Genomic DNA, 24,884 nt, shown 5'->3' with positions numbered 1-24,884 from the left:
TTATCCAAATGATATAAATCAAAGTCTATCTTCCTCATGTTAATTTTAAGGCATCTTTATATCCCATTTTAAAGTTGTGGTTTACGCCCGTTGGACTACTCTTGGGATAATTTCTTATCTTGCACCTTTGCTTATTAGAAAAGGTTATGAACAAATTATCCATGTTGGCTGCAGGGTTGCTTATAAGTGTGACTGCTGTAGCACAAAAAAAGCCAGAAGTTGAATTTGATAAATCGCTAATCACCACCAAAGTACAGGAATCGTTTGGAAAGAAAAATATGACCGCAATGGATTTGTGGGAATTGGGACGTGTGTCTGCAGAAGGCTTGAGTCCCGATGGTAAGACATTGCTGTACGGAGTGTCCTATTATTCATTGAAAGATAACAAATCTGAAAAGAATCTCTTTGCTCTTTCTTTGACCGACAAATCTGTTAAACAGTTTACTGTAGACACTGGTGCTGAATCTGTATTGACGATTGCTGCCAATGGCGATGTGATCTATACCTTTAAAGGTCAGATCTGGAGAAAAAGTCTACAAGGGGGGAATGCAGTACAGTTGACGGATGTGGAAGGTGGATTGGAGAATGTCAAATTTTCGCCGGATGGAAAATATATCCTGTTCAGTAAGTCTGTGTTGATCAAAAGTTATCATAGCACTGACAAGTATAAGGATCTATCAAAATCAAATATCTATGTTTATGACAATCTGGATTACAGACATTGGGATAGTTTTAATGATGGTCGTTTTAATCATCCGTTCATTGCTAGTTACTCTGATGGTAAGATCGGTGAACCTGTAGATCTGTTGAAGGATGAACCTTATTACAGTCCTACTGCACCTTTTGGTGGTGTGGAAGATTTTACCTGGAGCCCTGATGGAAAATCTGTTTTGTACGTATGCAAGAAGAAATTCGGAAAGGAGTACGCTACCAGTACAAATACGGACATATACCGATACGATATCGCTACGGGTCAAACTAAAAATATGACCGAAGGTATGTTGGGGTATGATAATAATCCGGTGTTTAGCCCTGATGGTAAACGCCTTTCTTGGTTGAGTATGCGTACGGATGGATATGAGGCTGATAAAAATGATATTGTCCTATTAGATCCATCATCATCGCAGAAAGTAAATCTTACAGCGCATTGGGATGGAACTGTGAACTCTTTTGTTTGGAGTAAAGATAACCGAAAAATTTTTTTTGTGGCCCCGACCCGGGGTACGGTTCAGCTTTTTTCAATTGATGTCCCTGCCAATCTTAATGTCAGATCATTGCCTAAGATTCAACAGATCAGCGACGGCCAATTTGATGTCACTGGTATTGTTGGGGAGTTAAAAGATGGTTTGGTCGTGAGCTCGACGAAGATGACGCAGGCTACGGAGTTGTATCACTATGCCTTTAAATCTAAGAACCTGAGTGCCTTGACTACAGTCAATGATGCGCATTATGCAAGACTGAATGAAACGAAGGTAGAAGGAAGGTTTACTAAGGCTTCCGATGGACAGGATTTGTTTTCATGGGTAATTTATCCGCCAAACTTTGACCCTAGCAAGAAATATCCTACATTGTTGTTTTGTCAGGGAGGACCTCAATCTGCAACTACACAGGGCTATTCTTTTCGATGGAGTTTTCAGTTGATGGCCTCTCAGGGATATATTGTCATCCTTCCTAACCGTAGAGGAATGCCAGGATGGGGTGTCAAATGGAATGAAGATATTTCGAAAGATTGGGGAGGACAAGCTATACGGGATTACCTTTCCGCAATTGATGATTTTTCGAAAGAAAGCTATGTAGACAAATCCCGCATTGGTGCCATTGGCGCTAGCTATGGCGGATATTCTGTATTTATGTTGGCCGGTGTTCATGAAGGACGTTTCAAATCTTTTATTTCGCACTGTGGTTTGTTTGATATGACCTCTTGGTATGGTACGACGGAAGAACTTTTCTTTGCGAACCACGATCTAGGTGGTGCCTATTGGGATAAGAAGAATGAAAAAACGTATACCGACTTTAATCCGATCAAACATGTCGATAAATGGAATACACCAATTTTGATATTTCAGGGAGGGAAGGATTATCGTGTACCTATCGGACAGGGACTAGAAGCATTTCAGGCTGCCCAGATGAAGGGGGTAAAAAGTAGATTGGTATATATGCCGGATGAAAATCATTGGGTACTTTCAGGACACAATGCGCAGGTATGGCAGCGTGAGTTTTTTGATTGGCTCAAAGAGACATTATAAAAAATAAAGGGATCCATTTTGGATCCCTTTATTTTTTTATATTGTACTAAACCATTTTTGAAATAAGTGACCTACAAATGGAAGTTCTTTTTGACTGCCGTTGAAAGCAGATATTAATCCCATAATCCATAAGATTAATAAAATCGTACCGATAATCATAGCGATGGTTTCTCCTGCTACTGGAACTACACGTAGAGTTCCAGAGACAAGGCCCACGATTAATAATCCTATGTTTTGACGGATATGGAATTTTGCAAAGTTATTGTTTTTGTCTTTGTTCATTACAAAGGCTATAATTAATCCTATCACGGTGATATAGGAAATTATTGCTATGTTTTTTCCTTCCTGAACGCTGTTTTTTACCGATGTGTTGTCCATTGCTTTTGAGTTATCGTTTTTGTTTTAGCAAAGTTATCCATAAAAACAACGCATTTTATTCCCCGAAAACCGGGATATTTCCGCTATAACAAATTTAAATGGGTGAGGAGAGTTATAAAATTCGCGTTTATACGCGAATTTTATAACTTCTGAATAAATTATTTGGTATCCTTCTTGCCAAAAATTGAAATCTTTAAATATTTGCCGGGATTGTTTTTTAAATCATGGACAAGTTCATTCAGGTTTGCCGATGCACTATTGAGGTTATCATACAGCTGCTTGTCGTTGAGAAGCAAGCCGATGGATCCTTCCCCTTGATTTATTTTACCGGTTATGGCCTGAACGTCCTTCATTGCCTGATGGGCATTGTCTATGGTCGCCTTGATCTCGGTCTTGGATAGATCGTCCGAGAGATTGTCAAGATTGGCCAAGATCGAATTTATCTTTTCGTTATTGTTTTTAAAGTTGCTGGTAATGGATTCTAAATTTTGCATGATTTTAGCTAAACGAATTCGTTCAGAACCCATGAGGCTTTCAACATCACGCGTTATTTTCTCCATATTGGTCAACGATACCGAGATGCTACGTAGACTGTTTTTGAAATCGCGTTGGAACTCGTCATCTAAGGCTGTGTTTACGGCACTGAGGACAGAATCTAGCTTTACGACTAAGTTCTCGATTTTCTTTTGCAGAGGCTCTACTTTTTCCATTAGATTGGCCTGTACGTCCGATTGTAAAGGATCACCATGTCGAGCCATGGTGCTGCTATTACCCAAGTCAAAGACAATAACTTTGCTTCCTAATATACTTTCGCTAACGATTCGAGCAATGGTATTCGAAGGAATACTGTACTCACTTTTTATCTTGAATTCTGTACGTATCTTACCATTGTCCATAAGATACATCCGAGATACACGCCCGATCTGATAACCATTTACCATAACGGGTTTTGATGTTGCGAGACCATCGACGTTATCATAGTCGGTATAAAACATATTATCTGAGCTGAAAACATCATTTCCTCTCAGAAAACTATATCCTATAAATAATAAGGCAATTGCTATTGCCGTTAATGCGCCTACTTTAGTCTCGTTTGATATCTTCAAAATACGTTAATTTAAGGGTTTAGCTTAATACAACCTATAAACACTTTAAATATAAGAAATGTTTATTTTTCCGTAGATGTTTTGTATTTTTTTATTGCTTGGAATAGATTTTCCACGATTTCGGCCTGACCTTCATCCGACAACATGTAGTTTTCTTCTTCTGAATTGTTGATAAAGCCAATTTCTGTTAGCACAGCTGGCATAGAGGCCCTGGCCAGTACGGCTAGTCCTAATTCTTTAACACCTCTGTTGACACGTCGTGAATTAACATATTCCTGTTGCATCATTGACGCGAGTCGAATGCTACGGTCACGGTATTGCCTACGCATCACTTTAAATACAATATAACTGGATGGGTCTTTAGGGTCGAAATCCCCCAAATCACTGTTATCTTCGTTATGAAGCAACATGTCCGCATTCTCACGTATAGCTACATCTTGCTCTGAAATCCGGTGAAACCCGAGCACAAAAGTTTCGGTACCACTAGCTTTAGACGTCCGTTGACTGGTGGAGTTAGCATGGATGGATACAAAAATATCAGCATTATTTCTATTAGCTATTTCGGAGCGCTCTTTAAATGGAACATCTATATCGGTACTACGTGTCAAAATGACATTAATAGCTAGTTTATTTTCCAGTTCGTTTTTAAGCTTTTTAGATACATCTAAAACGATATTTTTTTCTAAAGATCTTCGACCCGCTGCTCCCGGAATAGGACCACCATGTCCTGGATCAATCACTACGGTGAATGTTTTTTTGTTTTTTGAAGCGGGAGGGTCATTAGAAACCGGTGTAAAGGAAACGAATGCTACGAGTACGGATGATGCGAAAAGAGAGAAGCTTAATTTTTTAACAATATTTAAAAATTTCATCGGTGTTTTTTTTACATTTTTGTCTTAGCTATTTTATAACGGACTGACAAAGATAGTTGTTTAATTGTATATGATAAAAATAAGAACCTTTTATTAATGATTTTGACTACTTTTGCCGATAATAGTTTATTTTTAGGACTAAAATAATATTTCGTATTTCGACTTTGGAAACGCTAACTCGTATTTTACTTTTATCTGTGTTCCTATGGTTAGGAACAGCTACAGTGTTCTCTCAAGTCACCCCTACGAAACCTATAAGCAGTAATGCGAAGGATACTACATTAATAACCAACGATACCACAAAAAATCATCTCAAGGGCAAAAGTGGTCAGGATACTGTTGTCATGAAAACGGATAGCGGTCTGGAGACAGTAGTAACTATTGTTGCCAATGACTCTTCTTGGAATGAAGTAAGTAAAAATATTATTCACCTGTATAAAGGTGCTAAAGTTAAATATCAGGAATTCGAGCTTTCGGCCGATTATATCCGTTTGGATCGTAATACAAATGTGCTTTTTGCGAGTGGTGTGGTCGATCATAATGGAAAATATGTGGGACGACCTGTCGTGTTGTTTCCAAATGATACACCGAAGGCCGTAGACTCTCTACGTTATAATTACAAATCACAGGAAGGAAAGACGTTTGGAATCATGACTGAGGTGGATGGTGGATTTATCCAAGCTAAGGTGTTACGAAAGAATCTCTACGACGAAATGTCTATTCATAAGGCATTGTACAGTACCTGTAATCTTCCTGAACCTCATACGCATTTTGGTATTCATATTACCAAAGGGGTGGTTACGGATAAGCAGATTGTTGCTGGGCCGTCATACTTAGTCGTTCAAGGAATTCCGATGAAGTTTTTGGCTTTACCATTTGGTTTCTTTCCAAAGCAAGATAAAAAATCCTCTGGTTTTCTCTTTCCTTCTTTTGGGGATGACGTGGCGCGGGGATTCGGTTTGCGGGATTTAGGATGGTATCTCACCTTTAATGATTACTGGGACTCGGAGATTCGTGGTAGCTTTTATTCGAAAGGCTCTTGGGAGTCTTCCATACGTACGAATTATTTGGTAAACTATAAATATAGTGGAGGGTTTAATATTCGCTATGCTTCTACCAAGGTCGGTACAGAAGGAGCCAGTAATTATGGGAGTAATAAAGATTTTAATGTCACGTGGAACCATACGCAACGACAAGAGGCTAACCCAGGGACCTCTTTTTCTGCTTCGGTAAATTTTGGTACGGCTTCTTATTTTCAGAATACGGGTGCAAATAGTACCTATGACTATGATCAGCTGACACGTAATAACATGTCCTCATCCATCAGTTATGGTAAGGTATTTGCCGATGGTAAAGTCAATTTTACGTCTAGTTTGAGCCATCGTCAAGATATGGCTTCAGGTAAAGTAGATCTAGAGTTACCGACATTTGCCTTAAACGTTTCTACATTTAATCCATTTGATTCCAAAGATCGGGTAGGGGAGCAGAAATGGTATCAACGTATTACGGTGGGGTACAGTCTACAGGGAAGAAACTCTATTTCGACTGGTGACTCTGTGCTTTTTACCAAGCAGGCTTTGAAGCAATTTACAAACGGCTTTCAACACAATATACCGGTCAGTCTGAGTTTAAATGCGTTTAAATATTTTCAATTTAGCTCCTCGGTGAATTATACAGAGCGTTGGTACTTGCAGACTATCCGAAAAGGATTAGATAACGAGATTAATGGTTATGTTGATATCCGTGATACAATTTCCGGATTTAGAAGAGCCTATGATTACTCATTCTCTAGCGGTTTGTCGACCAAGGTGTATGGTAGGTATCCTAAGATCGGTAAGATAGAGGCTGTACGGCATGTCGTGACTCCTTCGATCAACTTTAACTATAGACCCGATTTTTCAGACCCTAAATATGGTTTTTATAAATCTTATATCGATCAAGCAGGTCGTCTTTCTGAGTATTCAATCTTTGATGGTGCCATTTTTGGAGGGCCTTCTTCGGGTAAATCCATGGGTATTGGCTTCTCGGTAGATAATAATATCGAAGCTAAAATCCGTACGGAAAATGATACTACAGGTAAAGGCTTTAAGAAAGTTCCTATTCTTCAGGGCTTGACATTTAGTGGTAACTACAATTTTGCGGCGGACTCTTTGAAGCTCTCTACAATCAGTTTCTCGGGTAGGACGACACTATTTAATGAGAAAATAAACCTGAACTTTAACGGAACTTTTGATCCTTATCAAGTAAATGACAGAAATACCCGCATAAATCGCTTTACGATAGAAGATGGTAAATTGGCTCGATTGACGAACTTCGGTTTGTCTTTTGATTATAGTTTTAATCCGGATGCCTCGAAGAACCGTAATGGCAATATTGATTCGATGCGTAACCGTATGCCAAATATAACGAAGGAACAGTCGGAAGCGCTGGCCCGAATCAGTACCGACCCTAATGCTTTTGTTGACTTTAATATGCCGTGGAACTTAGCAGGATCGTTTAGTTTTCAGTATTTCAAGAAATTTGATCCGGTGCTGCGTCGACAACGCAGCGATTACTCGGCGACATTGGGTCTTCACGGTGATGTGAATGTCACTCCCAAGTGGAAAATTCAATTCAACTCTGGATATGATTTTAAACAAAAGGAGGTATCTATGACCCGTTTCTCCATTTATCGGGATCTGCACTGTTGGGATATGTCTGTGGGTTGGGTGCCATTTGGCCGTTATCAGAGTTACAATATTACGATCAGAGCTAAAGCTTCTGTACTACAGGATCTGAAATTAACAAAGCGTAATAGCCATTATACTTATTAAAATAAAGTTATAGTGGTGATAAAGGGTGATAAAGGTTATGTAATTTATAAAAGACGTCTCCATAACGTACATCACTTAATATAACTTCATAACTTTATTGTAACTATGAAAACTGAAATTATAACCATAGGAGATGAGATACTACTGGGCCAGATTGTTGATACAAATTCAGCATGGCTTGGGCAGCTCTTGGATTCCTTACACATATCTATTCAACAGATAACATCTATTTCGGATAGTAAAGATGCTATCTATGGTATATTGCGTGAAGCGGCAGGTCGTTCTGATTTAATTATAGTAACTGGTGGATTAGGTCCTACTAAGGATGATGTTACCAAGGAAACTATCGCTTCTTTTTTTAACACTACTCTGGTAAGGGATGAAATAGTCCTGTCACATGTCAAGTCTATTTTTGAGAAAACTGGGCGTATTATGCCTGTTATGAATTATGGACAAGCTGATGTGTTGGCATGTAGTGAGGTGCTTTTTAATGACGTAGGTACTGCACCGGGGATGTGGGTCGAGCATGAAGGTAAATGTTTTGTGTTTTTACCGGGTGTTCCTTTTGAAATGAAATTTTTGATGGAAAACCGGGTGATGCCGAAGTTGGTCAATTATAGGCCTAATGGGGCTATTTATCATGCCCATGTGATTACGATGGGAATTGGGGAGTCCTTTTTGGCGGAAAAGATCGTAGATATTGAAAATGAATTGCCATCCTATATCCGATTGGCCTATCTTCCTAAATTGGGTACTGTGCGACTCCGGCTGTCGGCGGTTGGAACTGATGTGGAAAGTTTAAAAGCAGAGACCGATCAATTTGCAGAACGGATCGGGATACGTTTGTCCGATCACTTGGTGGCACGTAAAGATATAACAATTGAAGAAGCTATTGTTGAAGAATTTACCCAAGCAGGGCTTCGTCTAGCTATCGCCGAAAGTTGTACCGGTGGACTTTTGGCGGGCTCTATCACAGCGATACCCGGGGCGAGTGCTGTTTTTGACTGTGGTGTTGTGGCTTATCACAATCGAATCAAAGAACAGGTATTGGGCGTTGAAGAAGAAGTGTTGCGTGAATATGGGGCTGTTAGCGAACAGACCGTTATTCAGATGGCCGAAGGGGTAAAGCAATTAAGTGGGGCGCAATATAGTATTGCTACGAGTGGAATAGCGGGGCCTGGAGGCGGAACTTTAGACAAGCCGGTAGGCACAGTTTGGATTGCGGTAAGTGGAAAGTTTAGAACTACTACGCAGGTATTTCATTTTAGAAATGATAGAAAGATAAATATTGAACGTAGTATAGGACAAGCCTTAAATATGTTGTGGAAATTGTATAAGCAGGATAGTGTTGAATCCTGAAATATAATTTCATTATTAAAATGATTTTAAATATTATATTTTGTTTTTAGGGATTTCATTCCTAATTCTCTAACTTAGTACGATAAAACACAAAATAATTATGGGAATATTCAAATTGGTACTTCCAAAGATGGGGGAGAGTGTTTCTGAAGCTACATTGACAAAATGGGTGAAAGTTGTTGGGGATCGTATCGAAGAAGATGATACCGTGGTTGAAGTTGCTACGGATAAGGTAGACTCCGAGGTTCCTTCACCTGTTCAGGGTATACTGAAAGAAATTCTATTTGAAGAAGGTCAGGTCGTACAGGTTGGTGATGTTATCGCATTATTAGAAATTGAGGGTAGTGTTGAAGAAGATAGTATTGCGCCTGCGGTGGATACTGCCCCTATGGTAGCTCCTACTTTTGAAGCTTCTGTGTCTGAAAATCCAATTGCTGGGATTGAAATATTAGAACGTACTGATTCAGAATCATCGTCGGTATCTAGAGGTACTTCGGAAGATCGTTTTTATTCACCTTTGGTAAAAAGTATTGCCCAACAAGAGGGACTTTCTGCACAGGAGTTGGAAGCGATCGTTGGGTCTGGATCCGAGGGACGAGTGACGAAGCAGGATGTGTTGGATTATATAAGGTTGAAGGCCGCCGGTAAAGACACGATGCCTACAGGCCCAGTTTCTGTGCCTGTTCAGAATGCAGAAGTGCGGAGTGCTGCTGCACCTGTGGATGTAGTTAAGGCCACAAACGGAGATGAGATCATTGAGATGGACCGTATGCGTCGGCTAATAGCAGATCATATGGTGAATAGTATACGTACGTCTCCGCACGTGTTTTCTGTGGTTGAGGCTGATGTGACTAATCTAGTGAATTGGCGTAATAAAATTAAAGATAGTTTTAAAAAGAGAGAGGGTGAAAATATCACATTTACACCATTGATCATTGAAGCGATAACAAAGGCATTGAAGGATTTTCCGATGATTAATGTCTCTGTTGATGGGAATAATATTATCAAAAGAAAGCATATTAATGTTGGGATGGCAGCTGCATTACCTTCTGGAAATCTTATTGTTCCGGTAATCAAAGATGCCGATCAACTGAGTTTGGTAGGGATTAGTAAAGCCGTTAATGATTTGGCTAATCGAGCTAGAGGTAATAAATTAAAACCCGATGATACGCAGGGGGGGACATTTACCTTTACTAATATCGGTGCTTTCGGCAATATTTTTGGTATGCCTATAATTAACCAGCCGCAAGCGGCTATTCTAGCTGTAGGGACAATTACGAAGAAACCCGCGGTTTTAGAAACTTCAGACGGAGACGTTATTGCTATCCGGCACATGATGTACCTAACGATGTCGTATGATCATCGCGTTATTGATGGCGCATTAGGAGGTACATTTTTAAAAAGGGTAGGAGACTATCTTGAAAATTGGGATAAGGAAAGAGAGATTTAATAATTGCAAAGGAAACAAAAGCCTATGGTCGTCGACCATAGGCTTTTGTTTTTTGGTAAGACTTTTAATAATTGTTATATTTCAGTTATAAATACAAATATCCAGCATATGGAAGGGTTAAAGCCATTTATTGATTTTGCTTTAAGTTGGTATTGGGTTCCGCTATTGGTACTTTATACCGGAGTGATCAGTGCTATTCTGATTGAAAACCGAAATCCCAGTAAAACCATCGCTTGGATTCTCGTCATTATATTCATTCCGTTTTTGGGACTTATTCTGTATTATTTTTTCGGACAAAAATTTGTTAAAGTTCAGAAAATAAAGAAAATTAATAAACAGCAGGCACGACGTTTAGAAAAGCAGTGGGAATTGTTGGATCCGGTAATTGAATCTTTTATTCAGAATATTCATGATGAAATAGGTGATTTATCTAAAGTGTTTCGATTGATGAAGCGAGAACGGTTGTCATCTCCCACATTGAACAATGATGTGCGGCTTTTGGTTAACGGGGAGGAAAAATTTGAAGCTTTGAAAGTTGATTTAAGACAGGCGAAGCATTCTATTCATATGGAGTATTATATTTTTCAGCCTGATCATGTGGGGCTCGAAATTTTGAATATCCTGGAGGAAAAGGCATCGGAAGGTGTTGTGGTTAGATTGATTGTAGATAGCTTCGGTTCGCCTGATTTGATTAAATATATGCGCCGGAATAAAAACACTGGTATTGATTTCCATGCGTTTCTTCCTGTGACATTTACCTCTCTAGCTAATTCAAATTATCGTAATCACCGAAAAATCGTAGTGATAGATGGGGTGGTTGGTTACGTCGGTGGTATCAATATTTCGGATAGATATAGTAATACTTCTGCCAATAGAAAGGCTACTTATTGGCGGGATATTTCACTTCGCATAGAGGGATTGGCAATTAATATGCTTCAGATAAATTTCTGGAGTTCCTGGAATCAAACGGATGGCGCTCCCTTTTTATTAGAAGAGGGGTATCTGCATATGATACGAAAGAATAGGGAGGAAAGTGGTGAAGCGGGAGTCGGATTTGTGTCGAGTGATCCAGCTTCTGTAGGTCCATTTAACATGGAAGCTATGCTGATTGCTATTGGTGAAGCGAATCAACATGTACGGCTTTGTACACCTTATTATATCCCGAGTGAGGAATTAGAACGGGCCCTCATTATAGCGGCGGCATCAGGTGTGAAGGTGGAGTTAATGATACCGGCTACCTCTGATTCCTATTTCGTACAACATGCTTCGTTTTCCTTTTTAAAACCGCTATTGGAAAGAGGTGTAGAGGTACTTCTATACCAAAAAGGTTTTCTACATGCCAAGACGATGACAGTGGATGGAAAGTTAACTTTTATTGGGACTGTGAATCTGGATATACGCAGTTTCTATATTAACTATGAAATTGCAGCTGTCGTTTCGGACTCCTCACTATGTTTACGAAGTGAGCAACAATTTGATCTGGACAAGCGGGACTGTGTGGTTTTAACTTTGGAAGATTGGAAAAATCGTCCACGCTGGAAACGAGGGGCTGATTCGATATGTCGCTTAATGGCGCCACTATTATAAGACCTAAAAATGTGTTAAATTAAGCGCTTAATTAGGTGTTTTGAAGTAGATAGAATTTAATTTTTTTATCTTTAGCTGAATACCTGTTTTAATGATGCCGTAAGTCGGTTTAACAGAACTTAATTAAATGAAAAAGACACACCTTATTTATTCCTTATTTCTATTGTTTTTATTTGTTCAAGCGGTGCAGGCGCAAGAAGTGCCTAAAATACCTATTAACACTGTTGTAGAGCGTGTACAGAAGTACTTTGGGGTATATCCCTTAGAAAAAGTACATTTACACTTTGATAAACCTTACTATGCTGTGGGGGATACCTTATGGTTTAAAACGTATTTATACCATAATCAGATTGCCTATGATCCGAGTAAAATTGCTTATGTGGATGTGATTAATGGAAGAGATTCTTTGATTCAAACCCTTCGTATCCCTTTAAAGAATAATAGTGGAGCAGGGTATTTTGTTCTTGATCCGCAGGTTATAAAGCAGGATAATTATCGAATTAGAGGATATACTAAATGGATGATGAATTTTGATGTCAATTACTTTTTCAATAAAGTTGTCACCGTAGGAGATGCTATAAATAAGAAATTGGGAACAGAGATTACCTACACCCCTGATGGTAATAAGACCAAAGCTACTATTCAATTTAGGGATTCTAAAGGCGCATTGTTGAGCAAGAAGAAGGTGACCTGGGAAGCGATTGATGGTTGGGATCCGTTTGATAAAGGGAAGTCTGAAACAGATGATATGGGAAGGGTGACTCTGTCATTCTCATCAAAAGACAAGGAAATGTTGAAAAAGGGACGTTTGATTGTCAAAGTAGAGGGCGAGTCATCTATGGTGGGAGACTTTCCTTTAAAGAATGCTTTGGCCGATGCAATAGATGTGCAGTTTTTTCCGGAGGGAGGGGATCTTTTGGAAGGAGTAGCTAAAAATGTAGCTTTTAAGGCTTTAGGTACCAATGGTAAAGGGGTGAAGTTAAGCGGTAAGATCGTCGATAGCAAAAAGAAGGTGGTGGTAGAATTTGCTGATCTTGGATTGGGGATGGGGTATTTTAACTTATTGCCTCTTGCGGGGGAGCAATATAAAGCCTTGGTTACACCGGAAGGTGGGACGGAAAGATCTTTTGACCTGCCTGCGGTTAAAGCTGATGGTATTAATGTTGTGATTTCAAAAATAGATGCAGAGGCGGTACAAGTAGGCTTGGTAGCTAGTGAGAGCTATTTTTCAAAGATTGCAAATCAACCTTTTTATATTTTTGGACAGATGAATGGCCAGCTGATTTATGGCGCACAGGCGACGATGAAAAACTCGAGCTTGGCGTTGTCTGTTCCAGTGAAAGAGTTGCCTAATGGTATTATTCAGTTTACGTTGATGAGCCCAGCTGGTAAAGCGCTGAGTGAGCGTTTGGTGTTTTATGATTTGGCTGAAAACTTAACGATTCAAGTTAAGTCTAATAAGGCAAGTTATACTAAAAAAGAGCACGTTAAGTTGGATATCAGTAATGGTACATCGGAAAAATTGTTGAGTTCTTTGTCGGTAGCCGTTATTGATGAATCTAAAGTGCCATTTGATGATCATCAAGAAAATGGTATACTAAGTAGCCTATTATTGACATCAGATTTGACTGGATTTGTTGAAAAACCTGGCTATTATTTTGATCCAGAAGTCTCCAATAGAAAGCAGGCCTTAGATGCCTTGTTGATGACGCAAGGATTTCGTCGGTTTAGTTATGATGAACTGGTTGCAGAGAAATATCCTCCTGTTAACTTTATGCCAGAACAGGGGATAACATTAGCAGGAACATTGCGCTTGAATACTGGAAAGCCCTATCCTAATGGAGGATTGTTGCTTTCTATTCCTGCACGGGCTCTGCGAAAAGATACCTATACGGACAAGGATGGCCGTTTTGCATTTCAAGATTTAAATTTTCCTGATTCGGTGAAAGTGACCATTAATGCTCGGAGTAATGACAATTATCGCAATTTGGTGATCAATCTGGATCAGTCTTTCTATCCAGAAATAGATAGTAATAATCCTTATAAAGCAAATGATATCTTAAATATCGATAAACAGATGGTGGATTATCTTGCAAACAGTAAGAATGAATTCAGGACATCTAACCTTATTGATGAGGTTACAGTAACGGCTTCGCGTAAAGAGGTGCGCACGAGTAAAGAGTTTTCGGCATTATCGGGATTATCTATGGCTGATCATCGTATCGAAGGAGATCGTTTAAATGGTTGTAATATGCTGACAATGTGTTTGAATACCTTGTTGACGGGGGTTACTTACGACAGTCAAACGTTAAAATATTATTTGACGCGAAATTATAATCAGGGCAGTAGGGTGCCCGTACAGTTTTTTTTAAACGGGATGCCTATTGATGAAAATACATTGAACTCCATAGTACCTATGGAGATCGAGGCGATTGAAATATTCAATCGCGACGATTTGGGTACAGTAAGTAGATTGTATCAGAATGACGGTGTCGTATCAATTATTACCAAGAAAGAAAAGCCTAAGGGCCCACGTATGACAATGGCACAAATCGAGGCTTTATTACCTAAATCTAATGTTGTTGATCTCTATCCACTAGGCTATATTAAAGAACGTAAGTTCTATACGCCGAGGTATGATACGGACCAAAGTAAATCAACAAATGATTACCGAACTACGGTTTATTGGAATCCAGACGTGTTATTGGATGAGAAGGGAACTATTAGTTTGGATTATTTCAATGCAGATGGTAATGGAAAATATAAAGTTGTGGTAGAGGGTATTGATAATGCCGGCAGAATCGGTCGAACTGTCTACCATTATAATGTGAAGTAAAAAATAAGGGGCTTACAACAAATAAGCCCCCTTATTTTTGCAGTTTAATAGGCCGTATCTTCATTAAGATTTTTTGATCAAAAAGATTAAGAAATACGCCGGTCAATATAACGAGAATAGCAATAAAACTCATGGTATTAAAACTTTCATCGAAGAGAATGTAACCAAAACCTAAAGCATAAATTACACCTAAGTAATTTAGACTTGCTACTTTTGCCAGATTTGCTGTTTGATAGGATAATGTCATGTAATATTGTGCCAATTGGGAAAAGATCCCAATGAATAAGAGGTAAATCCAGTCTAATGCTATTGGGGTGACCCAATTGTAAAGGGAGTATATCCCGGCTACTGGTATAGTCAATAAAGGAAAATAGAAGATGATGACGAGGGGATGTTCATCGTTTTTGGCTTTGGCGATCATATTATAAGCAAGGCCTGCAAAAAAGGCGGAGCTTAATCCGATGATTAGATCTAATGTGTTGATCCTGATGTCAAATCCTTTTAATAGGATGACACCGGCTATAGAGATTGAAAAATATAAAAACTGTAGGGCTCTTACTTTTTGTCTGACAATAAATATTCCTAATATCGCTGTAAAGAAAGGGGATAGGTAGTTGATCGTCACTGCTGAGGCTAAGGGGATATGTTGTAAGGTGTAGAAGGAACCGATCAAGCCGAGACAGCCCGCTATACCCCGTAGTGTTAGTGTTACTTTGTTTTTACCTAGCGGAGGAATGTTGTTTTTACGTAGTAAATAATAGGTAACACAAAGGCTGAAAACTGAACGAAAGAAGACGACTTCCAATGTTGGAAGATGTGATACATATTTGACACATACATTCATAATAGCAAAGAAAAATCCCGCTAAAAGCATGTGTTGAACACTTTTGTCTTGCACTGGCTTATTGTACTGGATTATTATGTTTTTTTACCAATTCACGTGTTCCGGTTTGGGGATCTATCTCCAATTCAGTTTGTTTTACCAACACTGCAAAGGAAGAGGGGGATATCCCTTTGCCATATTTAATAGCATACTCCTTGGTGAATTCAGCACCGTAATATAAAATGGCAGCAGAGTAATATACCCATGCTAAAAGAATGATCATCGATCCTGCTGCGCCATAGGCAGTAGCCGTGGCGCTGACAGATAGGTATAAGGAAATGCCATACTTGCCTATCATGAATAAAACGGTCGTAAAAATAGAACCTCCCACTATATCACGGAAGCGAACCTTGGCATCTGGGAGGAATGCAAAGATGAATCCAAACAATACAGCTATGATGACAAAGGTTATCCCTGAATTAATTAATCCCCAAAGCTCTATATTCCAACCACCAAGTATACGTTCTATATTCTTACTCAAGATACCAATGACACTACTGATCAGTAAGGATGCAATGAGGAGAAAACTAAGTCCAAGTATCATGGAAAAGGATATTAGACGGTTGATAATCAGTTTTATCCAACCTTTTCTTGGTTTTGCTTTAACTTTCCATATGGTATTAATGGAGTTTTGTATATCGACAAAGATGGTGGTAGAGGTGATGATTAAGGTAGAAAAACCTATAATAAGACCAATGTGGGATTTATTTTCAAAAGAGATCTTCTGTATAGCGCTTTCCAACAGTTTAGATATTTCAGGACCGAATAGTTCGGTTAATTCGGACATTACTGTGTCGCGTGCGCCGTCTGGCCCTTCTAAATGGCTGCCATACAGAAATCCCAGGGCCCACACGAGTATAATCAACAGTGGGCCAATGGAGAAAACGGTATAGTAGGCTAGAGAAGCGCTGAGCTTCATACAATTGTCTTCTATAAAGCCGTTTCCTGCATCAACGAGTAGGCGGCCAAAACTCTTTATCTTCTGAATTACTGATTCTTTTTCCTTTACTTTACTATGCTGCATAAATGCCTTTAATCGTTGTCTCAAACTTCTGGAGGATGACCTTTCTTTTTAAGGATAGTTTTGGCGTAAGTTCACCGTTGTCTATGGTCCACTCTTTGGGTAGCAATACGAACTTCTTGATTTGCTCCCAATGTCCAAAGTTAACATTTGCTTTATTAACTTCTTGCTGATACTTTTCTAAAATCTGTTTATTTTCAAGGATTTTTTCTCTGGATTCGAATGGGATTCCTTTAAATTTGCAGTATTTTTCCAGTTCTTCGAAAGCAGGTACAATCAAAGCTGAGGGAAAGCGTTGATTTTCGCCGATGACCATTACCTGGGCTATTAAAGTAGATTCCATAAGCTTGTTTTCCAATACTTGAGGCGCAACATATTTGCCTCCAGCGGTTTTAAACATTTCTTTTTTACGATCGGTAATCCTAAGGAAGCCATCCGGAGTCAGTTCGCCAATGTCGCCGGTATGGAAATAATTCTGGGCGTCGATTGCTTCCTTGGTGGCCTCTTCATTTTTGTAGTATCCAGAAGATATAGAGGGCCCCTTGACTAAAATCTCTCCGTCTTCTGCTATTTTGACATCTAGGTTCTTTAGCACCCGGCCTACAGAACCAAATTTAACATCTTTTGGATCCCAAGAGTTGACTGCAATAACAGGCGAAGTTTCGGTGAGGCCATATCCTTCAAGTACTTTGATACCAGCAGCCCAAAATACACGGGCTAATCTTTCCTGAAGTGCTGCCCCCCCAGAAATAATAAAGCGTATGCGTCCTCCGAGTGCTTCTTGCCATTTAGAAAAAATTAGTTTTCGGGCTATACCTAATTTAAAGTTGTAAAAGGCAGAATTTAAAGCAGGTTCTTTGTATTGATGTCCTAGATTGACAGCCCAAAAGAAAAGTGATTTCTTAATACCGGTAAGTGCTTTTCCTTTTTCGATGATTTTGTCGTAAACTTTTTCTAAAACACGTGGAACAGTGGTGAAGACCTCTGGTTTTACATCGTTGATATCTACGACAATATTGTCGAGATTCTCGGCATAGTAGATATGGACATTTTTGGAAAAGTACATATAGACAACCATCCGTTCGAAAATATGGCACAAAGGCAGAAAGCTAAGTGCTTTATTAATGTCATCAGTAAGTAGGTGTCTACTGGCTTCTACGTTGCTGATGACATTTTTGTGCGTCAGACAGACACCTTTCGGTTTGCCTGTCGTTCCTGATGTGTAAATGAGTGTCAGCAGATCATCGGTGGTTACGGCATCATTGTAGCTTGTTAGGTCAATAGTTTGTTTTTTACCCTCTTCAATTAGCTCATTGAAGTTCTTGTAAGACGTTATTTGTTCAAAGGTATACAGGTCGATGTTTAAATTATTGTCCTGAGTTACTTTTTTCGCCTTATGGGTTAGGTCTTCATTACTGACAAAAAGTAGCTTTACATCGGCATCGTTCAATATGTACGTAAGGTCTTGGGCAGAAAGTGTGGGATAGAGGGGGACCAGTGCAATGCCAATTTGATTACAAGCAAAGTCCACGAGATTCCATTCTGGTCTGTTACCAGACATCAGTGCAACACGGTCTCCTTTTTTCAGTCCTTTGACGAGCATTCCTTTGCTTAGATTGTCGACAAGGTCTATTATTTCTTTCTTATCGTACTCTTTCCAACCGTTAGTTTGTCTCTTTGCTAATAAGAGCTCACGGCCTGCTGTTGGGTGATTGTTTTTTAGATAATCAAATAATCTTGTTGCACTGCTCATAATATTCTTGATTTGGAAATTTACAAATGGTACGAACCATATCTGTGGCTTCTATAAATATAGTCAATAGGGCTGAACAATTGAAATCAAAAAATGTAAAAAAGAGTTGAATGGTATATACCTATTCTTTTTTTTGTGCGTTATATGTTATAATACCTAAGCTGAGGTGTTGGTAGGTTGGGGCCGGATATAGTTTGCGGAAAATCGCTTTACCATTTGGTTTTTTTTACAAAGGAATTGTTTTAATTTTGGAGTTTATCGGGATATAATATTAATATGAATAACATTTTACGTAGTTTTTTTTTCGTAGTGGCTTTACTTTTTGTTGGTAAAGATGGTTTTGCTCAACTGGATAGTCAACATGCTTTGGGAGCTAGATTTGGCTCTGCAACTGGTATTAATTACCGATATACATTATCGGAAGATCGGGCTGTGGAAGGAATTATGAGTATTCAAAGTAACTCTAGATCTAATCGTTTTCGAGTGGTAGGTCTTTATGAATTTCATAAACCGTTGTCTGGTGCTTTCTCTTGGTACTATGGTTTTGGTGGTAGTGTAGGAAGCTATACGTACAAAGCTTATACAGATGCTAACGGTAATCGTTTTGATAAAAAATCAGAGATCGCCTTGAGTGTGGATGGTATTATTGGGGTGGAATATAGTATTCCTACAACCCCTTTGTCTATTTCTTTGGATGTTAAACCTTATTTTGATTTTATTCAAGAATCAAGTATTCGTTTGATTGACCCTTTTGGTTTTTCTATCCGTTACAAATTTTAAAGATTGATATTAGGGGAAAAGCCTTCTATCAACGTCATACTGACCTTGTGGAGGTATCTATCAACTATTAAGGACTAGCCTTTGTTTTTAGATTTTCGTTTCGAGAGTCCGCCAACTGGCGGATTCTCCGCTTCGGTAGAGATGACGATGATGGGTTAATTTTTAGCCAGCCATGTAGTACCTAATGTTTTAGCCGCAGGATCTGCATTGGGGTCTGCTTCTATGCTGTATGCTTTTTTATCTGATAAATGGACTGGAATTTCCAATGTACTGATCAAACCATCCCGCGCAATCAATACGGTCAATTGGTCACCATCTTTGGCCCGGGAAAGTATAAAGTCCATTGCTTTTCCTTGTGATTCTAGTCGATAGCCGTTGACTGCGATAAGTTCGTCTTCAACGTTAAGGCCGGCTACCCACGCGCCAGAGTTGCGGTCGACCTGTTTGACAATGATTCGATTGTCTGAGATAACTGTTTTTACGCCTAGTGTCACACTTTGCTGTCCCGCGTTGTGATCGACTAATTGGTAGCCTACCTTTTTAAAATAGAGGTTGTAATCCAACTCATATAAGCCATGTGCGGCTAGAAAGATGTCGTTTAGATCTACTCCGGTGATATTTTGTGCCAATTCCTGGAATTCATCTTCTTCAAAACCACGGTTCTCTATAATATAGAACTGCTGATAGGCAGCTTTAAGAACATCATCTAGTCTATGTTTGCCCTGTGTCTCTGAGATAATCTGGATGTCGAGTGCTGCAGCTAACATAGCCCCCTTGTTATAATAGGATATGCTGCTGTTTTGCGAGTTCTCGTCAGGTCTATACTGCTTAATCCAAGTGTCAAAACTTGACATCGCTGCACTCTGTAATTTATACCCAGGACGGTTGTATACGGTGTTGAAGTCTATGGCCAACTGTTGAAGATATTCTTTTTCATCAAAGAAACCACATCTACGTATAATCAGGTTGTCGTAATAAGCTGTAAAACCTTCCATTATCCACAAGGCTGTGGTGTAATTTTCCTGTTCATAATCAAATGGACCTAATGCTCTGGGACGTAGTCGCTTTACATTCCAAAGATGGAAGTACTCGTGAGCAACAAGGCTTAAATAGTTTTTGTAGGTGCTGGGCTGACTGTAAGCAAATCTGGATGCTGCAAGAACAGTAGAATTAAGATGCTCTAATCCTCCTGTAGAACTTTGATAATTGTGGGTAATGAATGTGTAATGCGAATTGGGATTAGAACCCCAAATCCGATTTTCTTCACTTATAATTTTTGTTATGTCTTCGGTCAGTTGTTCCTTATCGTAATCGGCGGTTCCAACCATTGCAAACTCATGTGGGACACCTTCTACTTCGAAGGACCAAACATCTTGATTGCCAATTTCTATTGGACTATCGTATAGAATATCGAAGTTAACAGCGCTGTATTCTTTTGCATTGTTTGTTGGTTCAAGTCCTGTCGATACTTTGTGCCAGTGGGTAGGCATTTCGATGGTTACCTTGGCGGAAAGATCCAAGTGTCCGTCAACGTACATGAACACACCTACTGGACTTAAAAAGGCATGAGAATAGTCAATATGACTAGTCCTAACAGAGGTTTCGAAAGCGTACACGGCATATTTTATAACTACATCTGTACCTTGGTGTTCTATTCTCCATGTATTTTTACTTGTTTTATATGCTGCGAGGTCTTGTCCATTTAACGAAGTTGCTGAAAAACGTTCTACATTTTTAGGATATTCCCGGATTAAATAAGATCCTGGTGCCCATACCGGCATTTTGATGTCAAGGTGATGAACAGAGGAAAATCCCTTAACGTGCATCTGTACTTCTACATAATGTGCTTGTGGTTCGCTGAATGAGAGTGTAAAATGGATTGACGGGTACATATGATGTGTGTTCTTGTTTTGAAACCAAAATCAAAGGTAGGGCTAATGAAGTGGAGTTCAAAATTATATCGGAGATATAAAAAGGTGTATTTTAAAGTTATTTTTTGTTTTGATACTGGCGAATGCAAAGCATTTTATCTAAGTTTGACATACAAAAGAATTGTTATTTGTTAAGTAAAAAGAATGATTTTAGTCGCTGATAGTGGATCTTCGAGTTCGGACTGGATGTTGAATGTGCCCGATAGTAAACCCTTATTTTTTAAAACAAAAGGTCTTAACCCCTTTTTCGTCAATGAAAAGGAGATTGAGAGAGTTTTAAAAGATGTTCCTGAAATTATACCGTATATTGAAGAAGTTAAAGAAGTATACTTTTTTGGGGCAGGTTGTATCACTCCTGACCGAAGAGAGATCGTTTCTAATGCGTTGACCTTACTTTTTCCCCAAGCTTTTATCGCTGTTGAATCTGATTTGCTGGGGGCTGCGTTTGCAACTTGCGGTATGGGAAAGGGGTTGGTTGCTACCGTGGGTACTGGTTCGGATATCAGTTATTATGACGGAGAAAATCTGTTGCCTAGTGTTCATGGCAACGGTTATGTGTTGGGCGACGAAGGGTCTGGAGCTTGGTTTGGTAAGCGTCTGATTACTAGTTTTCTGTATGGGACCATGCCGAGGGATCTAGCAAAGATTTTTGAAACGAAGTATCGCATAACCAAGGATATTGTTATCAAAAATGTTTATCAACGCGATAGACCGAACTCTTTTCTGGCTTCATTTACTCCTTTTATGTCGGAGAATAGGTCACATCCGTTTATCGATAAGCTTCTTACGGATGGGTTTGATGAATTTGTGCGTACTAATATCATGACTTATCCCAATTTTTGGGAATATAAATGCAATTTTGTAGGCAGTATCGCCTATGTTTTTGATATGCATCTTCACGCTGTCTGTAATCTTCACGGCGTACAGGTTGGAAAGATTTTACGTTCTCCGATAGAGGAGATCTTTCATTTTATTATTCAAAGAGAAACAAGTAATATAGGTTATTAATCCATTTAATAAGGAGACAAGATTATGTTTACAGTAGCATTAATAATGGTGCTTAATATCATTGCACCGCAACCATCGATTTATGATTTTTCTTTTACTTCTATTGATGGAAAGAAGATTGAATTTTCTGAATTTAAAGGGAAGAAGTTGCTTATCGTGAATACAGCTTCGAAATGTGGGTTTACAAAACAATATAAGGATCTTCAGGAACTCCATAAGTTGTACGGTGATAAACTGGTCATCATTGGTTTTCCAGCAAATAATTTTGGGAATCAGGAACCTGGATCTAATGATGATATCAAAGGATTTTGCGAGCAGAATTATGGCGTTAGTTTTTTGATGGCTGAAAAGGTGGAGGTAAAAGGAGATCAAATCCATCCGTTGTTTAAATTTTTGACCGAGCAACCTAATCCTGATTTTACAGGAGCGATCAAATGGAACTTTGAAAAGTTTTTAGTTGACGAAAACGGAAAGCTTATCCATCGTTACCGCTCTCAGGTGAATCCGATGGATATGGTGTTGACGGGACAGTTATAAAAAAAGCACTCTTGATGGGCAAGAGTGCTTTAAACTAACCAATTTTTAACCTAAATTTTGATGAAACTCATCTTTTTGAAGTACACTACAAAAGTAAGGTGCTCCCTGCATATTTATGGCTATTTAAAATTAAGTTTGTGTTAAATGTCATTTGCTATATGATAACAATACCTGCATAGTGGTTCGTAGTTTTCTTTTTCTCCCAATAATACGAGGTTAGCGCTTTCAGCCGTGCGGTGTGAATATGTTGCGGGAGCACCACAACGTACACATACTGCATGTACTTTTGAGATGTGTTCTGCAATAGCAAGGAGAGCGGGGATTGGTCCGAAGGGTTTGCCTTGAAAATCCATGTCTAATCCCGCTACAATAACACGTACTCCTCTATTGGCCAGTTGTGTGCATACATAAGGAAGTTCTTCATCAAAAAACTGGGCTTCGTCTATACCGACGACCTTTGTGTCGCTACTCAATAATAAGATTGCCGAAGAATGGTTTACTGGGGTTGATGGAATACTGTTGCTATCATGTGATACGACTTCTTTGTCTCCATATCGGGTATCGATACTGGGTTTGAATATTTCAACTGGAAGTTTAGCAAATTGCGCACGTCTCATTCGACGGATTAATTCCTCTGTTTTTCCGGAAAACATAGATCCACAAATAACTTCTATACTGCCGACCTGCCCCTCTCTTCTATTAAAATATTGTTCAGAAAATAACATCATATATTTTTAAAAAATGCCTTTGAAGATTTGTTAATATATCACAAAAGCTTACTTACGACTGCACGAATATCGAAATTATATCTTATTTTTGGTATATATAAGATGTAGGATAGTAGTGTTCATTATAAAATTTTACGATACCCATGGCAAAATCTAAAGATCAATTGTTCGCGAAAATAGATAACCTTCTGTTTGATATTAATTCTAAGTATGAAATATTAAAGTCTAATGAAGAACTCAATGCTTTAGAACTGACGTTGTTGGAAGGTGATATACACTACCTGTCTAATCGTGTTAAGGCGTTGGGCTATTTTGTAGGATCAGGATTAATAAAGGAAGCTGAATATGAACCTGCGGCTGTTGTGTTTACTCCTCCTTCGGATATTATCGCGAAAATAGATGAGCAACCTGTGTATGAAGAAATTGTGGAAGCTCCACAGAGAGTCAACGAAGAGAAAATCGATGTAGGAAATGTGCAAGAGGGATTTTTTAGTGAATTCGAAAGGAAAGAAGAAAGGCCGTCGAACAGTGAAGAATCTATTGCAGGTGCATCTCCAGAACAACCTATCGTCCGTGAAGTGGTTGAAGAAGAGAAAGTTTTAATCATTGAGACGGAAACGATAGCTGAACAGCCGGCACGACCATTGACTATAAATGAGTTAATCCAACAGCAGCGGCAGGCGGGTGTCAATATCACGCAGCAGTTTCAGACATCAACTGCTCAGGAACGCGTTACGGATTTAAGAACTGCGGTAAGCTTGAATGATAAATTATTGTTTATCAAGGATTTATTTAATGGTTATAGTTTGGCATACAGTGAAGCTTTAGAACTGTTAAATAGGTTTAATAATTTGGCAGAGGCGGATGCATTCTTGCAGTCGAACTATGCGTTGAAAAATGGATGGGCAGAGAAACCGCAGAGTGTGGACAAGTTTTACGTGCTTTTGAGAAAGAAGTTCTCAAACTAAATAATAAAAATATAAAGGGCGTCTTTTAATGCCCTTTGTATTTTTATACTAAATCAAATTTGATCCAGTCGTGCACATCCCGTCCAAATATGAAATATTTAGACTGAATGATTTCTGCAAGTATCTCGATATCCTGTAAGTAGTTCTCATCGTTTGCGTCGAATTGCGGGCTATGTATTACGTAGAGGTTATTGTTTATGATTGCTTTGGTGTCTTGCTGTTTCTGGATGAAAGAAGGGACGATGCTGTATAGACTTTCATCCTTCTGAAGAATAATAAATATACCTATGTTCTTATCGAAATCTGAGACTAATTTTCCTCCGGCAATTTTAACCTTTTCTTGAAGGTCTAAGGAATAGACAATTTGAAAATCATTGCTTTGATCTACTATACAGACGGAAGGAATGGCGTCTGAAGGAAGGAATTTTAACTTATGCACGATCGTATCAATTTCTTCTTCCCAATGTTCAGCCAATTGGCTGTCTTTTTGCTTTAGTGTAGCAATAATCTCATTGTATTTTGTCATACTACAAATTTAAGCAGGTATATGGTATAAACCTAATTATGATTGTTATTTTGCGCTACAATCTTGATTTCGTATTTTGGTGGTGAAAAGTAGTTAAGATAC

General features: G+C 38.9%; 19 protein-coding genes. 10 read left to right on the top strand and 9 right to left on the bottom strand.

Going from position 1 to position 24,884, the window contains the following annotated elements; translation table 11 throughout:
* Positions 1-146: 146 nt before the first annotated feature.
* Entirely contained in the window at positions 147-2,246 is a 2,100-nt protein-coding gene (locus G7B18_RS05920; protein WP_164122190.1) for a S9 family peptidase, read from the top strand.
* Positions 2,247-2,282: 36 nt separating this feature from the next.
* Here G7B18_RS05920 and G7B18_RS05915 read toward each other — a convergent pair whose 3' ends face one another.
* From G7B18_RS05915 to G7B18_RS05905, 3 genes are all read right to left on the bottom strand, one after another.
* Complete coding sequence (locus G7B18_RS05915) at positions 2,283-2,624, bottom strand: DUF4870 domain-containing protein (protein WP_164112650.1); 342 nt, start codon at positions 2,622-2,624, stop codon at positions 2,283-2,285.
* A 158-nt stretch (positions 2,625-2,782) separates the two neighbouring features.
* Complete coding sequence (locus tag G7B18_RS05910) at positions 2,783-3,730, bottom strand: MlaD family protein (protein WP_164112651.1); 948 nt, start codon at positions 3,728-3,730, stop codon at positions 2,783-2,785.
* A 62-nt stretch (positions 3,731-3,792) separates the two neighbouring features.
* Complete coding sequence (locus G7B18_RS05905) at positions 3,793-4,602, bottom strand: N-acetylmuramoyl-L-alanine amidase (RefSeq protein ID WP_164112652.1); 810 nt, start codon at positions 4,600-4,602, stop codon at positions 3,793-3,795.
* A gap of 197 nt (positions 4,603-4,799) precedes the next feature.
* On the opposite strand from G7B18_RS05905, the gene G7B18_RS05900 reads away from it, so the two are divergent.
* The 5 genes from G7B18_RS05900 (at position 4,800) to G7B18_RS05880 (ending at position 14,647) form a co-directional block, all read left to right on the top strand.
* Positions 4,800-7,415 carry a putative LPS assembly protein LptD gene (locus G7B18_RS05900; RefSeq protein ID WP_240452780.1) on the top strand — a complete coding sequence of 872 codons (2,616 nt, stop codon included), beginning with the start codon at positions 4,800-4,802 and terminating at the stop codon, positions 7,413-7,415.
* Positions 7,416-7,520: 105 nt separating this feature from the next.
* Positions 7,521-8,774 carry a competence/damage-inducible protein A gene (locus G7B18_RS05895; RefSeq protein ID WP_164122189.1) on the top strand — a complete coding sequence of 418 codons (1,254 nt, stop codon included), beginning with the start codon at positions 7,521-7,523 and terminating at the stop codon, positions 8,772-8,774.
* Between the two features lie 100 nt (positions 8,775-8,874).
* The gene (locus tag G7B18_RS05890; protein WP_164122188.1) at positions 8,875-10,224 is read left to right on the top strand and encodes a dihydrolipoamide acetyltransferase family protein; all 1,350 of its coding nucleotides are present in this window, start codon (positions 8,875-8,877) and stop codon (positions 10,222-10,224) included.
* A gap of 108 nt (positions 10,225-10,332) precedes the next feature.
* Positions 10,333-11,811, top strand: a complete 1,479-nt coding sequence (gene cls, locus G7B18_RS05885) for a cardiolipin synthase (RefSeq protein ID WP_164112655.1) — start codon at positions 10,333-10,335, stop codon at positions 11,809-11,811.
* 127 nt (positions 11,812-11,938) lie between these two features.
* Positions 11,939-14,647, top strand: coding sequence for a carboxypeptidase regulatory-like domain-containing protein (locus tag G7B18_RS05880; protein ID WP_164122187.1), 2,709 nt, complete (start codon positions 11,939-11,941; stop codon positions 14,645-14,647).
* Between the two features lie 31 nt (positions 14,648-14,678).
* On the opposite strand, the gene G7B18_RS05875 is transcribed toward G7B18_RS05880, so the two are convergent.
* The 3 genes from G7B18_RS05875 to G7B18_RS05865 are packed head-to-tail and all read right to left on the bottom strand — an operon-like array spanning position 14,679 to position 18,304.
* On the bottom strand, positions 14,679-15,521 hold the full coding sequence (locus tag G7B18_RS05875; RefSeq protein ID WP_164122186.1) for a DMT family transporter: 843 nt from the start codon (positions 15,519-15,521) through the stop codon (positions 14,679-14,681).
* A gap of 28 nt (positions 15,522-15,549) precedes the next feature.
* Positions 15,550-16,554, bottom strand: coding sequence for a YihY/virulence factor BrkB family protein (locus tag G7B18_RS05870; RefSeq protein WP_164122185.1), 1,005 nt, complete (start codon positions 16,552-16,554; stop codon positions 15,550-15,552).
* Positions 16,544-18,304, bottom strand: coding sequence for an AMP-dependent synthetase/ligase (locus tag G7B18_RS05865; protein WP_164122184.1), 1,761 nt, complete (start codon positions 18,302-18,304; stop codon positions 16,544-16,546). Before G7B18_RS05865 ends, G7B18_RS05870 begins: the two co-directional genes overlap by 11 nt.
* Positions 18,305-18,580: 276 nt before the next feature.
* Between G7B18_RS05865 and G7B18_RS05860 the strand changes: the two genes are divergently transcribed.
* Positions 18,581-19,084 carry a hypothetical protein gene (locus tag G7B18_RS05860; protein ID WP_240452779.1) on the top strand — a complete coding sequence of 168 codons (504 nt, stop codon included), beginning with the start codon at positions 18,581-18,583 and terminating at the stop codon, positions 19,082-19,084.
* Positions 19,085-19,239: 155 nt separating this feature from the next.
* On the opposite strand, the gene G7B18_RS05855 is transcribed toward G7B18_RS05860, so the two are convergent.
* Positions 19,240-20,976, bottom strand: coding sequence for a M61 family metallopeptidase (locus tag G7B18_RS05855; RefSeq protein ID WP_164112660.1), 1,737 nt, complete (start codon positions 20,974-20,976; stop codon positions 19,240-19,242).
* Between the two features lie 183 nt (positions 20,977-21,159).
* Between G7B18_RS05855 and G7B18_RS05850 the strand changes: the two genes are divergently transcribed.
* Positions 21,160-22,023 (top strand): N-acetylglucosamine kinase, encoded by an 864-nt coding sequence (locus G7B18_RS05850; RefSeq protein ID WP_164122183.1) that lies wholly within the window; start codon positions 21,160-21,162, stop codon positions 22,021-22,023.
* A gap of 24 nt (positions 22,024-22,047) precedes the next feature.
* On the top strand, positions 22,048-22,560 hold the full coding sequence (locus G7B18_RS05845; protein ID WP_164112662.1) for a glutathione peroxidase: 513 nt from the start codon (positions 22,048-22,050) through the stop codon (positions 22,558-22,560).
* A gap of 140 nt (positions 22,561-22,700) precedes the next feature.
* Here the strand turns inward: G7B18_RS05845 and G7B18_RS05840 are convergent, their stop codons facing one another.
* On the bottom strand, positions 22,701-23,285 hold the full coding sequence (locus tag G7B18_RS05840; RefSeq protein WP_164112739.1) for a thymidine kinase: 585 nt from the start codon (positions 23,283-23,285) through the stop codon (positions 22,701-22,703).
* Positions 23,286-23,431: 146 nt separating this feature from the next.
* Between G7B18_RS05840 and G7B18_RS05835 the strand changes: the two genes are divergently transcribed.
* A complete protein-coding gene (locus G7B18_RS05835) occupies positions 23,432-24,256 on the top strand; it encodes a hypothetical protein (protein WP_164112663.1) in 825 nt (274 codons plus the stop codon).
* A 43-nt stretch (positions 24,257-24,299) separates the two neighbouring features.
* Here the strand turns inward: G7B18_RS05835 and G7B18_RS05830 are convergent, their stop codons facing one another.
* Positions 24,300-24,782 carry an ABC transporter substrate-binding protein gene (locus G7B18_RS05830; RefSeq protein WP_164112664.1) on the bottom strand — a complete coding sequence of 161 codons (483 nt, stop codon included), beginning with the start codon at positions 24,780-24,782 and terminating at the stop codon, positions 24,300-24,302.
* Positions 24,783-24,884 lie beyond the last annotated feature (102 nt).

The organism is Sphingobacterium sp. xlx-130, from assembly GCF_011007405.1.
Lineage (GTDB): Bacteria > Bacteroidota > Bacteroidia > Sphingobacteriales > Sphingobacteriaceae > Sphingobacterium > Sphingobacterium luzhongxinii.
Note: the sequence above shows the minus strand (reverse complement) of the source record. Positions and strands in the feature narration are given on the sequence as shown.